This is a genomic window from Lichenicola cladoniae, from assembly GCF_013201075.1.
GTDB classification, from domain to species: Bacteria; Pseudomonadota; Alphaproteobacteria; order Acetobacterales; family Acetobacteraceae; genus Lichenicola; species Lichenicola cladoniae.
The window spans coordinates 2198640-2212131 of record NZ_CP053708.1 but is presented as its reverse complement, the minus strand read 5'-3'; the positions used below and the strand labels follow the sequence as shown (position 1 = coordinate 2212131).

13 protein-coding genes are annotated in these 13492 nt (G+C 66.5%); 5 read left to right on the top strand and 8 right to left on the bottom strand.

The window, feature by feature from the left end; all coding sequences use genetic code 11:
* Window positions 1–218: 218 nt before the first annotated feature.
* Window positions 219–794 (bottom strand): single-stranded DNA-binding protein, encoded by a 576-nt coding sequence (gene ssb, locus HN018_RS10250; RefSeq protein WP_171833950.1) that lies wholly within the window; start codon window positions 792–794, stop codon window positions 219–221.
* Window positions 795–960: 166 nt separating this feature from the next.
* Here ssb and uvrA point away from each other — a divergent pair, with 166 nt between their 5' ends.
* Both uvrA and HN018_RS10240 read left to right on the top strand, forming a co-directional pair.
* Window positions 961–3891: an excinuclease ABC subunit UvrA gene (uvrA, locus tag HN018_RS10245; RefSeq protein WP_171833951.1), complete on the top strand. Its 2931-nt coding sequence runs from the start codon at window positions 961–963 to the stop codon at window positions 3889–3891.
* A 20-nt stretch (window positions 3892–3911) separates the two neighbouring features.
* Entirely contained in the window at window positions 3912–4790 is an 879-nt protein-coding gene (locus HN018_RS10240; RefSeq protein WP_171833952.1) for an NAD(P)-dependent oxidoreductase, read from the top strand.
* On the opposite strand, the gene HN018_RS10235 is transcribed toward HN018_RS10240, so the two are convergent.
* The gene (locus HN018_RS10235; RefSeq protein WP_171833953.1) at window positions 4745–5155 is read right to left on the bottom strand and encodes a LytTR family DNA-binding domain-containing protein; all 411 of its coding nucleotides are present in this window, start codon (window positions 5153–5155) and stop codon (window positions 4745–4747) included. The two genes, HN018_RS10240 and HN018_RS10235, sit on opposite strands and share 46 nt — an antisense overlap.
* Window positions 5156–5173: 18 nt before the next feature.
* Window positions 5174–5611, bottom strand: coding sequence for a hypothetical protein (locus tag HN018_RS10230; protein ID WP_171833954.1), 438 nt, complete (start codon window positions 5609–5611; stop codon window positions 5174–5176).
* A 147-nt stretch (window positions 5612–5758) separates the two neighbouring features.
* On the opposite strand from HN018_RS10230, the gene HN018_RS10225 reads away from it, so the two are divergent.
* A complete protein-coding gene (locus HN018_RS10225; RefSeq protein ID WP_171833955.1) occupies window positions 5759–6304 on the top strand; it encodes a DUF6622 family protein in 546 nt (181 codons plus the stop codon).
* Window positions 6305–6374: 70 nt separating this feature from the next.
* Here HN018_RS10225 and HN018_RS10220 read toward each other — a convergent pair whose 3' ends face one another.
* Both HN018_RS10220 and HN018_RS10215 read right to left on the bottom strand, forming a co-directional pair.
* Entirely contained in the window at window positions 6375–7232 is an 858-nt protein-coding gene (locus HN018_RS10220) for an SDR family NAD(P)-dependent oxidoreductase (RefSeq protein ID WP_171833956.1), read from the bottom strand.
* Window positions 7229–8107 carry a squalene/phytoene synthase family protein gene (locus tag HN018_RS10215; protein ID WP_171833957.1) on the bottom strand — a complete coding sequence of 293 codons (879 nt, stop codon included), beginning with the start codon at window positions 8105–8107 and terminating at the stop codon, window positions 7229–7231. Before HN018_RS10215 ends, HN018_RS10220 begins: the two co-directional genes overlap by 4 nt.
* Before the next feature lie 125 nt (window positions 8108–8232).
* On the opposite strand from HN018_RS10215, the gene HN018_RS10210 reads away from it, so the two are divergent.
* A complete protein-coding gene (locus HN018_RS10210; protein WP_171833958.1) occupies window positions 8233–8841 on the top strand; it encodes a superoxide dismutase in 609 nt (202 codons plus the stop codon).
* Window positions 8842–8895: 54 nt separating this feature from the next.
* Here HN018_RS10210 and yajC read toward each other — a convergent pair whose 3' ends face one another.
* Window positions 8896–9279 (bottom strand): preprotein translocase subunit YajC, encoded by a 384-nt coding sequence (gene yajC / locus HN018_RS10205; RefSeq protein WP_171833959.1) that lies wholly within the window; start codon window positions 9277–9279, stop codon window positions 8896–8898.
* Between the two features lie 102 nt (window positions 9280–9381).
* On the opposite strand from yajC, the gene HN018_RS10200 reads away from it, so the two are divergent.
* Window positions 9382–10248: an ATP-binding protein gene (locus tag HN018_RS10200; protein WP_171833960.1), complete on the top strand. Its 867-nt coding sequence runs from the start codon at window positions 9382–9384 to the stop codon at window positions 10246–10248.
* Window positions 10249–10311: 63 nt separating this feature from the next.
* On the opposite strand, the gene HN018_RS10195 is transcribed toward HN018_RS10200, so the two are convergent.
* Both HN018_RS10195 and HN018_RS10190 read right to left on the bottom strand, forming a co-directional pair.
* A complete protein-coding gene (locus HN018_RS10195) occupies window positions 10312–11943 on the bottom strand; it encodes a glycosyltransferase family 4 protein (protein WP_171833961.1) in 1632 nt (543 codons plus the stop codon).
* 7 nt (window positions 11944–11950) lie between these two features.
* Window positions 11951–13486 carry a glycosyltransferase family 4 protein gene (locus HN018_RS10190; protein WP_171833962.1) on the bottom strand — a complete coding sequence of 512 codons (1536 nt, stop codon included), beginning with the start codon at window positions 13484–13486 and terminating at the stop codon, window positions 11951–11953.
* Window positions 13487–13492 lie beyond the last annotated feature (6 nt).

Here is a 13492-nt window from a genome sequence, read left to right as displayed (position 1 = left end):
TTCAGGCAGATTCGGCGGCACCGGTGGTTCGGGTCTATCGCTCAATTGGGATCCGTCAGTCAGAAGCCGACGCGGCGATTGCCGGGCGCGAAGTGCGTCGGCAAACCGGTCTGGCACGCGGGGTCATGGCGACGCTGCAGGGGCCGCGTCGCGTCTCAAACTCTAGCATGCGCGCGGCTGACACGGAACTGCGGCCACCGTCAGGCAGCCGCGTCGCCTCAGAACGGAATTTCGTCGTCCAGGTCGTTGCCGGACGGCTCCCAACCGCCGCCGGCACCGCCGCCGCCCTGGCCACCGCCACCGGCCGGAGCCGGCGTGCCGCCCGGGCTTCGGCCACCGCGCGGACCGCTCGCCGGCCGCGAACCGCCGCCATAGCTGCTTCCGCCGCCACCACCGCCGCCGCCACCATAACCGCTATCGCCACCGCCGCTTTCGTCGCCCCGCCCCGAATCGAGCATCGTCAGGTCGCCACGGAACCGGCTCAGCACGACTTCGGTGGTGTATTTCTCGACGCCGGACTGGTCGGTCCATTTCCGGGTCTGCAACGCACCCTCGACGTAGACCTTCTTGCCCTTTTTCAGGAACCGTTCCGCAACGTCGGCCAGGCGCTCGTTGAACACCACGACACGGTGCCACTCGGTCTGTTCCTTGCGTTCGCCGGATGCCTTGTCGTTCCACGTCTCGCTGGTCGCCAGCGTGAAGGTCACGATCTTGGTGCCGTTCTGTGCGTTCCGGACCTCGGGATCTTTCCCGAGATTCCCAACGAGGATCACCTTGTTGACGCTGCCCGCCATCGCAACTTCCTGTCTTTCCGAGGGCCGGGCCACTTGAGCGGTCCGGCGCGTTCCCACGCTGTCTGATCCGTGGGTCAGAGATCGTCTGTCTACCCGCCGGACTATCCGAGCGGAACAAGAACATAGTATGAACGAGGAGAGCGATTTGGCAAAGAGGAGTGCTCCGATGGCGGTGGCCGACGGTTCCAGCAACGACCGTTCCGGTCATCATCCGTCCCGCAACGCCGCGATCCGGGTACGCGGCGCGCGTGAGCACAACCTCAAGAACATCGACGTCGACATCCCGCGCGACCAGCTGACGGTCATCACCGGCTTGTCCGGCTCGGGCAAGTCATCCCTCGCCTTCGACACCATCTATGCCGAGGGCCAGCGCCGCTACGTCGAGAGCCTGTCGGCCTATGCGCGCCAGTTCCTGGAGCTGATGGGCAAGCCGGATGTCGATTCGATCGAGGGCCTGTCGCCGGCGATCTCGATCGAGCAGAAGACCACCAGCCGCAATCCGCGCTCCACCGTCGGCACCATCACCGAGGTGCACGACTACATGCGCCTGCTCTGGGCGCGTGCCGGTATTCCCTACTCCCCCGCCACAGGCCTGCCGATCGAAGCGCAGACGGTCAGCCAGATGGTCGATCGCGTGATGGCGATGCCGGACGGCACGCGGCTGATGCTGCTGGCGCCGATCATCAAGGATCGCAAGGGCGAGTATCGCAAGGAGCTGGCCGACCTCGCCCGCAAAGGGTTCACCCGCGCCAAGGTCGACGGCACCCTCTACGAAATCGCCGACGTTCCGAACCTGAACCGCAAGCTCAAGCACACGGTCGAGGCCGTGGTCGATCGGGTCGTGGTCAAGGAAGGCATCGAGAGCCGGCTGGCCGACAGCTTCGAGCAGGCGCTCGGACTGGCCGACGGCGTGGTCTATGCCGAGGAAGTCGCCAAGACCGGCAAGGACGATGCGACCGAGCCCGTCCGCACCGTATTCTCGTCCCGCTTCGCCTGCCCGGTCAGCGGCTTCACGCTTGAGGAGATCGAGCCCCGGCTGTTCAGCTTCAACGCACCCCAGGGCGCCTGCCCGGCCTGCGACGGCATCGGCATCGAGAGCTTCTTCGACCCGCATTTGGTGGTGCCGGACGAGACGCTGAGCTTGAATGGCGGCGCCGTCGCACCCTGGAACGGCAGCCAGAGCCCGTATTACATCCAGACGCTGCAGAGCCTGATGCGTCATTTCAAGAGCTCGATGACCGTCACCTGGGAAGGCCTTACCGAGCCGGTGCGCGACGCCGTCCTGCACGGCACCGAGGAGAGCGTCGAGTTCACCTACAAGGACGACAAGCGCTCGTACAAGGTGAACAAGGCGTTCGAGGGCGTCATCAAGAACCTTCAGCGCCGCTACACCGAAACCGACAGCGCCTGGGTCCGCGAGGAAATGTCGCGCTACCAGTCCGAGAAGCCGTGCCATGTCTGCAACGGCGCCCGCCTCCGCCCCGAGGCGCTTTCGGTCAAGATCGCCGGCCACACCATCGCCGATGCGTCCGAGCTGCCGATCCGCCGTGCGCTGGAATGGTTCGCCACCGTCGAGGCGACGCTCACCCCGCAGCGCGCCGAGATCGCCCGCCGCATCCTGCGCGAGATCCTGGACCGGCTGCGCTTCCTCGATGATGTCGGCCTGGACTACCTCACCCTCTCCCGTGGCTCGGCCACCCTGTCCGGTGGCGAGAGCCAGCGGATCCGGCTCGCCAGCCAGATCGGCTCCGGCCTGACCGGCGTGCTCTACGTGCTGGACGAGCCGTCGATCGGGCTGCACCAGCGCGACAACGAGCGTCTGCTCGGCACGCTCGACCGGCTCAAGCGCCTCGGCAACACCCTGATCGTGGTCGAGCACGACGAGGAGGCGATCCGCGCCGCCGACTACCTGATCGACATGGGGCCGGCCGCCGGCGTGCTCGGCGGCAACGTCATCGCCTCGGGCACCCCGGACGAGGTCGCCGCCCACCCGGACAGCCTGACCGGCGCCTACCTGTCAGGCCGCCGCCGGATCGAGGTTCCGACCGAGCGGCGCGTGAGCGACCCGAAGCGCCAGGTGCGGGTGGTCGGCGCCACCGGCAACAACCTCAAGAACGTCACCGCCGCCTTCCCGCTCGGCACCTTCACCTGCATCACCGGCGTATCCGGCGGCGGCAAGTCCACCCTGGTGATCGACACGCTCTACAAGGCGCTGTCCCGCCGGCTGATGGGGTCCGGCCAGGTGCCGGCGCCGCACGACCGCATCGAGGGCATGGACCTGCTCGACAAGATCATCGACATCGACCAGTCGCCGATTGGCCGCACGCCGCGCTCAAACCCGGCCACCTACACCGATCTGTTCGCGCCGATCCGCAACTGGTTCGCCGAGCTGCCCGAGTCCAAGGCGCGCGGCTACACGCCGGGCCGCTTCAGTTTCAACGTCAAGGGTGGCCGCTGCGAGGCCTGCCAGGGCGACGGCGTGCTCAAGATCGAGATGCACTTCCTGCCCGACGTGTTCGTGCGCTGCGACACCTGCAAGGGCGCCCGCTACAACCGCGAGACCCTGGAGGTGAAGTTCCGGGGCCACTCGATCGCCGACGTGCTCGACATGACGGTCGACGAGGCGGTGCCGTACTTCTCCGCTGCCAACCGCATCCGCGATCGGCTCACCATCCTGCAGCAGGTCGGGCTCGGCTACGTGAAGCTCGGCCAGCAGGCGACCACGCTGTCCGGCGGTGAGGCGCAGCGGGTGAAGCTGTCCAAGGAACTCGCCCGCCGCGCCACCGGACGCACGCTGTATATCCTCGATGAGCCGACCACCGGCCTGCACACCGAGGACGTCCGCAAGCTGCTCGAGGTGCTGCATGCCCTGGTCGACCAGGGCAACACGGTGCTGGTGATCGAGCATAACCTCGAGGTCATCAAGACCGCCGACTGGGTACTGGACCTCGGTCCCGAAGGCGGCGACGGCGGTGGTCGCATCGTCGCGGTGGGTACGCCAGAGGATATCGCCGCTGCCAAGGACAGCCATACCGGCCGGTTCCTGGCGCCGATCCTTCCGGCTCCCGAGCCGGCGCGTAAACGTAAAAGAGCCTGAACCTCAAGGACTTATCGGACATGCCGGAACAGAAACAGATTGTCGGCTTCGTCGGCTACGGCGCGATGGCGTCGCGCATGGCACAGCATATTCGCGATGCAGGCTATGAGGTCGTTGCCTACACGCCGTCGGCCAAGAGCGAGACTGCGTCCGACGGAGCCAGATTGCTCGGTTCGCCTCGTGCTCTCGCGGAAGCCTCCGACATCGTCATGATATCGGTGCCGAACGACGCCGCGCTGGATGCCTCCTCGTATGGCGAGCATGGCATACTGGCCGGAATGCGCACCGGCGGGCTGCTGATCAACACCAGCTCGGTGTCTCCCGATGCCTCGCGCCGCCTGGCCAAGGCCGGCATCGATCGCGGCGTCGCCGTACTGGATGCGCCGGTGTCCGGCAGCACGCCGGAGGCCGAAGCCGGCGCCCTGGTGGTGCTGGTCGGCGGCGAGGCAGCCGACGTCGAGCGGGCGCGCCCGATCCTCGACGCGATCGGCAAGATGACCGTCCATGCCGGCGCCGCCGGCCAGGGATCCGTCCTCAAGCTGGTCGTGAACGGCATCATGGGTGCCAGCATGACGGCACTTGCGGAAGCGGTCGGCTATGGCCTCGTCGCCGGTCTCGATCGCGAGATGCTCCTTGGCGCGCTCGATGGTCTCGCGGTGATTTCGCCGCACCACAAGCGCAAGCTGAAGGCCGCCAGCAGCGGCAACATCAGCCCGCAATTCCCGACCGCGCTGATGCACAAGGACATGGGCCTGCTGCTGGCCGATGGCGCCGTCCATTCGGTGCCGCTGCCGACCATTGCCGCGGCCACCCAACTGCTGGCGTTGACCAAGCAGCATCACGCGAAGGACGACTACTCTTCCGTGCTGCCGGTCACCGAGGCGCTGGCGAAAGGCTGAGATACGGATCCGCTCGCGCGCATCGACGGAACCGCGTTCCGGCTGACCGGCACCACCAGCCCGTTCTCCAGCACCAGCTGCCACCCCTGACCACGACGCTGGGCCCGGGTGGCGGCATCGCTCGCCACCCAGAACGAGCGGTGCGGTTGCCAGCCGGTGCTGTCTCCAAGCGATGCGATCGCGTCGCGCAGGCGCATCAGCACCAGAACGGCACCTCCATCGGTATGGACGCGCAGGTAATGGTCTTCCGCCTGCAGTGCCAGCAATCGGTTTCCGGCCAGGTCCGGCGCATGCCGTAACAGGAAGGACGACGTCCCGACCGCTGCCGGTCCGGGTTCAGGTGGCGGTATCGGCGGCGCTGCCAACGAGCCGGATGACGAAACCTATCCGCTCACGACCCCGCGGCGCGCGAACGCGATCACCAGCCCCAGCGGTAGCGACTGCATGTAGAGTTGGAAGAAAGGCGGCCATCGCCCACTGACAGCACCGATCGCCGCCAGCATGCCGAGACTGGCCGGCAACGAGCTGATCACCAGGACCAGCAGCATCCGCCATGCAGACCGGCCGTAAAACAGGTCCCCGTATTTCCGGCGCAAGGCGAGGCCGATTAGCACGACACTGACTTCCCTTGAGAGGGTGCACAACAGGAACTGCAACGCACGCCGCCCGACCCCGAGATGATTCGTATCCCATGGCGCCAGGACGGTCAGGAACACCACCGCGCCAAGGATCAGCACCAGCCGACGAAGCGACGCCCTGATCCATAGAGGCCCGCCCCGCCGAACGAGTGTCGGGCCCTGGTCGATGGCCGGTCCACGCATCGTCACGCGATCCCTCCGCATTTTACGCTTCGTGAAGCGATCGTAGCAGCGGATCGCGAAAACCGTACGCCGTTCGCGCAAACCGCTTTGCCCATCAGGACCGCACCGAACCAGGTTGGATCCGTTCCCACCAGCCTTGGAGACGACATGCAGTTCGCGTTTCACATCCTGTCCCACACCCCGCCGTGGGTCTTCATCCTGTTCGCCTATCTGATCTGGCAGGGCATCCAGTCTCAGACCTCACGATCCATGCCGGTGTGGCGGGTCTTGAGTGTGCCGGCGGTGTTCCTGTTGATGGGACTGGCTGTTCTGCTGACGGGCCGCTCTGCCGGTGCCTGGCCGTTCATCGCCTGGCTCGCGGGCGCCGCGCTCCTCCTACCGCTCGGACTTCTCACCGGTCCGCGCCTGTTCGGTATCGATCCGGTCTCCCGCCGGATCGTTCGCAAGGGCAGCATGGTGCCTCTGATCCGCAACGTGCTGCTGTTCACCCTTCAGTACGGCGTTGCGACCTACGGCGCCCTGCATCCACACGAAAGGGATCAGCTGAGCCTGTTCAGCCGATCGATCTCGGGTGCCACCGCCGGCTACTTCATCGGGTGGGCGATCTCGTTCCGCCGCAGTTACCGAACCGCATCGACGGTGTCCGCGGAGGTATCGATCGCCGCCGCCCCCCATCTTCTCCGCTCAGTCTAGCCGCCTGCCCCAGGGGCGCTCCCGGCGAAGGTCCGACGAGCGTCGAGGGGTCCGTATCCTCGAGCCGACGCTACTGACCGCCGGCGCGCAGGAAGGCCGCGAACGCAGCCGCGTGATCCGGATGCCAGCGTGAGAGTGGCGGCCGGTTCTCGACGATGTCGCCGGCCGCCCACCGGATCCGAAGCTCGTCGAGAGCACGCGGGACGTCGTTGTCCGGGCACAGGATGTAGAAGTCGCCCGCCTCGAGCCGGTCCATCATGAAGTCGACGGTCTGCTCCGGCGTCCAGGCAGCGTCCGGCTTGTCGATCCGGCCGCGCGCGGTGAGCCCGGTGAACACGAACCCGGGGATCAGCAGGTGAGCGGTGATTTCACAGCCGGCCCGGTTGCGCAGATCATGCTGCACCGCCTCCGCGAAGGCCTTCACCCCGGCCTTGGCCACGTTGTAGGCCGGATCGCCCGGTGGTGTGGTGATCCCCTGTTTCGATCCGGTGACGACCACCCGTGCCGGCCCGCCTTCGGCGATCATCCCGGGCAGGAACGCCTGCACCGTGTTGATCACCCCGTGCAGGTTGACATCGAGCACCCGCGACCAGTCGGCGACCGGGCCGAGCAGGTCGCTACCGGGCTGCACGCCGGCATTGGCCATCAGCATGGCGATGCGGCCGAAACGCCCGCGCGCTGCCGATGCCAGTGCCTGCATCGCGTCCCGCGACGCGACGTCCGTGGCGATCCCCGATACAGCGTCCGGTCCGAGCTGCGAGACCGCGGCAACGTCCCTGACCGCCTGGTCCAGCGCGGCCCCGGCAAGGTCGGCGATCACCACCGGATGGCCCATCGACGCGAAGCGCAGGCAGGCAGCACGCCCAATGCCCGAGGCGCCTCCGGTGACCACGGCCACGCCGTTGCCCAGGACGAAATCGTTGCTCATCGGTTCAGCTCCGGAACTAAGGAAGGGCGGCCTGCGCGACCGGTGGCGTATGACGCGAGCACGGCGACCCGATCGCCAATGCCACGTTGCCCCGAACGCTGGACCTGAGTGGAAGATGTCGCGGCCCGTCCAAGATCGCGGGCTGCCAGCACCAGCGGCAGCGCCGCGGCGATCCGGTCGCGCGGCAGGTGAAATCTGCCGGCCCGGCCGAGAAACCCGATGCCTTCCTGCACCAGCACCGGCCGCAACCGTGCCAGCAGGTCCGGCCCGGGGTCCAGGAGCAGCGCCTCGCGGGTGGTGCCGGCGACTGCCAGCAGATCGTCCGGCAGCGTGCATCGTCCGACACGCAGCATCTCGGCGAGGTGGCGAGCCAGGGCACCGATTGCATACGCGGCGCCGACTTCGGATAGCCGATCGCTCAGCGCCGGATCCACATGCAGCGCCTCGCCGATCGCCTGCTGCAAGGCTCCGGCGCCGTTCAGCAATGACACGCGCCAAGCTTCCAGGTCCGACAACCCTTCGGCATCGCTTTCCCGGGCATCGATCAGCCGGAGCAGCGTCGTCGACGACAACGCGCCGCTGTCGATCAGCCGGTGCAGCGGCTCGGCGACCTCGTGGTGCCGCCAGTCGCCGCGGCTGCCTTCCACCACTTCGCGCCACCATTGCAGCCTGATCAGCGTGGCGATCGGCCCTGCTCCCGACTGGGCGGATGGCATCTCGACCGCACGAACCAGCTCGTGATTGAAGGCGATCAACACGCACACGGCATCCCGCCCACCGGGCGGCGCAAACAGGGCCGTCAGGAACCGGTCGGGATCGGAACGCCTGGCGATCGCCAGGCACGTTTCAGGCGTCGGGGCGGGCTCGATGGTCATCGGTTCTGATCGCTCATCGGCTTGACTGTGAGGGTGCCGGCTCATAGCTCTCCAGCACGTCCTTGCGGCCCATGACCCGCAAATCAGGCGGGTCGCGTCGCCGCACAACCGAGGAGAACATGGTCATGGCCTTCGAACTACCGGCACTGCCCTACCAGCACAACGCCCTAGCCGCCCGCGGCATGAGCCAGCAGACCCTTGAGCTGCATCATGACAAGCATCACCAGGCCTACGTTACCGCGCTGAACGGCTTCGTCGAGAAGAACGAGGCGCTCCAGGGCAAGTCGCTCGAGGACATCGTCAAGTTCGCGCACGGCAAGGCGGACCTGGCACCGGTCTTCAACAATGCCGGCCAGCATTACAATCACATCCTGTTCTGGCAGTCCCTGTCACCCACCGGCGGCACCATCCCGACCAGCCTCGAGAGCAAGATCACCCAGGATTTCGGCAGCGTCGAAACCTTCAAGGAGCAGTTCAAGACCGCTGCGACCACGCAGTTCGGCTCCGGCTGGGCCTGGCTCGTGCTCGGCACCGACGGCAAGCTGAAGGTGACCAAGACACCGAACGGGTCCAACCCGCTCGCCGAGGATGCAGGCAAGCCGCTGCTCGGTCTCGATGTGTGGGAGCATTCCTACTACGTCGACTTCCAGAACCGCCGTCCCGACTACGTCACCAACTTCCTGGACAAGCTGGCGAACTACGAGTTCGCGGACGCACAGTTCAAGTCGGCCTGAACCTGACCGGGGCTGCCGCATCGCGGCAGCCCCATTCGTTCGCCGGCTTGTGGCCTAGCTCTTCACGACCCGCTTTTCCGCCACCGAATCGTTCGCGGCCGGCGGAGCATCGCCCATCACCGAGCTGATGGTGTCGCGCAGCACCATGACCCTGACGCCCGCCGCGATCTCGACCTCGATCTCGGACGTACCTTCCCGGGCCTTCTGCACGACGCCGATGATACCGCCCGCCGTCACCACCCGGTCGCCACGCTTCAGCGCGGCCACGGTCGCCTTGAGCTGCTTCTGGCGCTGCTGCTGGGGACGCATCAGCAGGAAATAGAACACGATGAAGACCAGGACGAACGGCAGGATCTGCACGATCCCGCCGAGGTTTCCGAGCGGCCCGGCACTCGAGGCGGCATCCTGGGCATAGGCAGGCGAAATCAGGAAGTTCATGGGGCAGGATTTCCGGACAGCAGGGTTTGCGGAGACGCGTGTTGCGGTCGCTTGGCCCGGACCATAGGTTTCGCGGCCCATTCGTCAAGGAAACCGCGCCTCATGGATCAGTCGTTGCTGCCGATGCTTACCCGGATCGCCGAGGCCCTCGAACGGCTCAGCCCGACGCCGCCGGTCGTGCACTCGATGGACCATGCGGATGCCTTCGTCTGGGCACCGCGTGACGGCAGGCTGGAACCGGTTGCACTTGTCTCCCGCGTGGCACTGCACCTGCTGAAGGGCATCGACCGCCAGCGCCGGCTGCTGGTCGACAACACGGAGCGCTTCGCAGCAGGACTGCCGGCGAACAACGCCATGCTGTGGGGCGCACGCGGCACCGGAAAATCATCGCTGGTGAAGGCGGTGCACGAGGCGGCCAATGCCGGGCTTCCGGACGACACGCCCCCGGCCCGCCGCCTGGTCCTGGTCGAGATCCAGCGCGACGACCTCACCAGCCTGCCGGCGCTGCTCGACCTGCTGCGCACCCAGGACCGCCGGTTCCTGCTGTTCTGCGACGACCTGTCGTTCGAGCGCGAGGATGCCGACTACAAGGCACTGAAGTCGGTGCTGGATGGCGGGATCCGCGGCCGTCCGGCAAATGTTTTATTTTATGCCACCAGTAACCGTCGCCACCTGATGCCGCGCGACATGATCGAGAACGAGCAGGCGACGGCGATCAACCCGTCGGAAGCAGCAGAGGAAAAGATTTCCCTGTCGGACCGGTTCGGCCTCTGGATCGGCTTCCACAACGTCGACCAGCCGACCTATTTCGCCATGGTGGACGGCTATGCGGCCGATCGCGGCCTGGCGATCGACCCGGAGCGCCTGCATGCCGAGGCCAACGCCTGGTCGGTCGGCCGCGGCGCCCGCTCCGGCCGGGTTGCGTGGCAATTCATCGAGGACCTCACCGGACGCGGCGATCCCGCCTGAAGCGTTCCGCACTCGATCCGGGTCCGGCCGGCAACGCTCGGTTGGACGTTGCCGCGGGCCGGATCAGGCCGCCTCGTCCAGTATCGCCACCACGGCCGAGGCGGTTGCGTGCCAGGCGATCGGCTGGAAGCTGCGGGTGATCTCGTCCTCCCACTCGGAGAGCCCGGCCCTGTCCTCGATGGTCGCGCGGATCACCCGGCACGCATCGTTCAGGTCGGTCGGGTCGAAATAACGGGCAAGGGTTCCGCCGGCCTCCGGCAGCGAGGTCGAGTTCGAACTGATGCAGGGCCTGCCCATCGACAGGCTCTCGCTGACCGGCAATCCCCAGCCTTCGTAGAACGACGGGAATACGGTGAACAGGCACCCGCCATAGACGGATTTCAGCTCGTGATCGTCCAGGCCTTCGACGATGTGCAGCCGGCCGTTCAGGTTGCTGCTGTTCTCGATCTGGTTCATCAGGTCGGACACCATCCAGCCGACCCGGCCCGCGAACACCAGGTCCGGAAGCGTGCCGGGCGCCATCTCCTCCATCAGCCGGCGCCATACCCGGAACAGCAGCATATGGTTCTTGCGCGCCTCGATCGTGGAGACGAACAGGACATACGGGCGCCCTTCGAGCACGGTCAGCAACGGTGCCGGGATCGGCGCCGGAACCTGGTCGGGCCGGCTGTCGCCAAACCCGGTGCCGAGCTGCAGTTCGCGCACCGGATTGCGCAAGGTGATGCCGTCGCGCTTGCACCACCGGGTGACATCCGTGGCCGTGGCCCGCGAGATTGCAAAGACAACGTCCGCCAATGGCAACACGGTCGTATACCAGTCACGGTAGACTCGCGTGGTGCCGCGATCGGCCCATTCCGGCCGCTCCACCGGGATCACGTCGTACAACAGCACTGCGACGCGCATGCCGAGCCGACCACAGACATGCCCCGCGAGTTCGGCGTAATCGAGTTCGAACCAGGGTGACCCGAGCACTGCCAGGATGTCGCCTCGCCTGACGATGTCGGCAAGCCGGCGCGGCGCCTTCTGCTCGACAGGCTGATCGATCGGCGCGACCATGGACCGGGGCCGGAGCGCCTGTAGCAGCACGGCCGGCACTCTCGGCCGCGGCACGATCGCCTTCAACCGGCCTAGAATACGCGCGCGGACGCCGGCGCTGCGTCGAACGAGCACTGTGACGGTCAGCCCGGCGGCTTTCGACACGGCGATGCCCGCCTGCCCCTGCATGACGGTGAACAGGATGGCCGGACGGACCAGGCGTTCCGGGAACAAGCCGAACACGCGCTTGAGCAGCCTGACCGAGCGTCTCTGACGCCAAGTTGCAACTGGCTGCGACATGACCGCTTCCGGAGCCGCTGCCGACACCGGCTCCGGCGCAGCCTCCACTGATTCCTGCGGTAAGTGTCGCCGGGGGTTCTCCGGCCTGACCCGCGCAGGTTCCGACGGTCCCAGGCGCTCGGTGACCCGACGAAACTGTGCCTCCAGTTCGTACCAGTCCGCCTCCACGAAGCCGCGCTCGGTGGTCGAGTGGCGCAGGAAGCCGACCCGGTCGGCAATTGCCGGATCGGCCATTGCCGCCTGATAGATCTCGAAACAGACACGCTGGATGCCGGTCGGGCGCGCGTTGCGAAGCGCGAAGTGGAACAGGTCCTCGACGTCGAACCAGATTTTCGGCAGGTCGCCGCCAGGGGGGATCATCGCCATTTTAACCATGGGTCACCAGGGACGGCACAACGGTCCCGACACGGGATAAGGACGCTTCATCCCGATCGCTGTCATGCATATCCAGCCCGTTGAGAAGAACATCGGCCGACGTCGCCCAGGCCACCGGCCGGAACGAGCGGCGAACCTCCTGTTCCCAGAGAGCCAGTCCGTCGCGGTCCCGGACGGTTTCGTAGATGACACGGTAGGCATCGTTGAAGTCGTAGGGATCGAACATCCGCACCAGGCCGGCACCGGCTTCCGGCAGGGACGTCACGTTGGACACCACGCACGGCTTGCCCGCCGCCATGCTTTCGGTTACCGGCAAGCCCCAACCTTCGAAGAAGGACGGCATCACGGTGAACAGGCACCCTTCGTAGAGGCGCATCAGCACCGCGTCCGAAGGGTCCTCGATCACCAGGAGCTTGCCGTCGACATAGTTCGTGTTGGCGATCTGCAGCATCAGGTCGGATACCAGCCAGCCGATCCGGCCCGCGAACACCAGCGTGGGGACCTCGTTCGGCGGCAGGTCCCGCGCCAATTTCCGCCAGACCTGGAACATCAGCGCATGGTTCTTGCGCGCCTCGATCGTCGAAACGATCAGCACGTAGCTGCCTGGCGCCGGTAGCGCACGCGCGGATACCCGCGCCACCTCGTCCTGGACCGCGGCCACCGAGGCCGGAAACCCGGTACCGACCGGGATCGTCCGGATCGGGCCGAAGCCTCCCCTGCCTCGCTGACCGAGCAACCGCATCGCATCGTCGGCGGTGGCCTGGGAGATCGCGAACATCGCATCGACAGATGGCAGCACGCCTTCGAACCAGCGCTCGAATGTTTCGACCAACGTATGGTGACACCATTCCGGCCGCCGGATCGGGATCAGATCGTAGAGAAGCAATCCCGTCTTGACGCCTGTTTCTATCCGCGTCCGGTGCAGCAGCCGGCCATAATCGACCCGATGCCACGAGGCGCCGAGCGACAGCAGCCAGTCGCCGGACCGTGCCACCTCGTGGAGCAGTCGACCATCGCCATCGGGCCGTACGATGGCCGTCTGCACCGACGCCGGTGATCCTGCGACCGCCGGCGGCATCCGGTACTCCGGCAATTGCGGCTGACGGCGGCCCCTGCGCCGGACGCTCTGGCGGCCAAGCTCGCAAAGCGAGTTGAGAGCGGCGACCTGCAACCGGCAGAAATGTGCGAATTGCTCCTGTGCCGGGCCAGGCAGACGGGCCTGCACTCTGTTCGCGATCTTGCGAAAAAACCGGCCGTGCGGCGCTTCGGTCGGTTCCAGATCCGGTTTGACATGTGAGGTGGTCAGTCCATGGCAGAGGCCGTGCACCTGTTCCCAGGTAACGGTCACGAACTCGTCGGTCCGGGGATCGATCCGTACGAAACCGATCTGCCGGCCGCTGGCCGACTGCTGTTCGAGCGCTGCATAGAGTTCGTAGGTCAGGCGCTGGATACCGCTGAGCCGGGCATTGTGGCCGACGTAGTGGAACAGGTCCTCTACATCGATCCAGACCGCGGATGCCTGTCCCATTTGTGC

Coding starts and splice junctions, on each gene's coding strand:
- HN018_RS10220 (WP_171833956.1), bottom strand. CDS start 7,232: ATGAGCAACGATTTCGTCCTGGGCAACGGCGTGGCCGTGGTCACCGGA.
- HN018_RS10240 (WP_171833952.1), top strand. CDS start 3,912: ATGCCGGAACAGAAACAGATTGTCGGCTTCGTCGGCTACGGCGCGATG.
- HN018_RS10210 (WP_171833958.1), top strand. CDS start 8,233: ATGGCCTTCGAACTACCGGCACTGCCCTACCAGCACAACGCCCTAGCC.
- HN018_RS10225 (WP_171833955.1), top strand. CDS start 5,759: ATGCAGTTCGCGTTTCACATCCTGTCCCACACCCCGCCGTGGGTCTTC.
- HN018_RS10230 (WP_171833954.1), bottom strand. CDS start 5,611: ATGCGTGGACCGGCCATCGACCAGGGCCCGACACTCGTTCGGCGGGGC.
- ssb (WP_171833950.1), bottom strand. CDS start 794: ATGGCGGGCAGCGTCAACAAGGTGATCCTCGTTGGGAATCTCGGGAAA.
- HN018_RS10200 (WP_171833960.1), top strand. CDS start 9,382: ATGGATCAGTCGTTGCTGCCGATGCTTACCCGGATCGCCGAGGCCCTC.
- uvrA (WP_171833951.1), top strand. CDS start 961: ATGGCGGTGGCCGACGGTTCCAGCAACGACCGTTCCGGTCATCATCCG.
- HN018_RS10195 (WP_171833961.1), bottom strand. CDS start 11,943: ATGATCCCCCCTGGCGGCGACCTGCCGAAAATCTGGTTCGACGTCGAG.
- yajC (WP_171833959.1), bottom strand. CDS start 9,279: ATGAACTTCCTGATTTCGCCTGCCTATGCCCAGGATGCCGCCTCGAGT.
- HN018_RS10190 (WP_171833962.1), bottom strand. CDS start 13,486: ATGGGACAGGCATCCGCGGTCTGGATCGATGTAGAGGACCTGTTCCAC.
- HN018_RS10215 (WP_171833957.1), bottom strand. CDS start 8,107: ATGACCATCGAGCCCGCCCCGACGCCTGAAACGTGCCTGGCGATCGCC.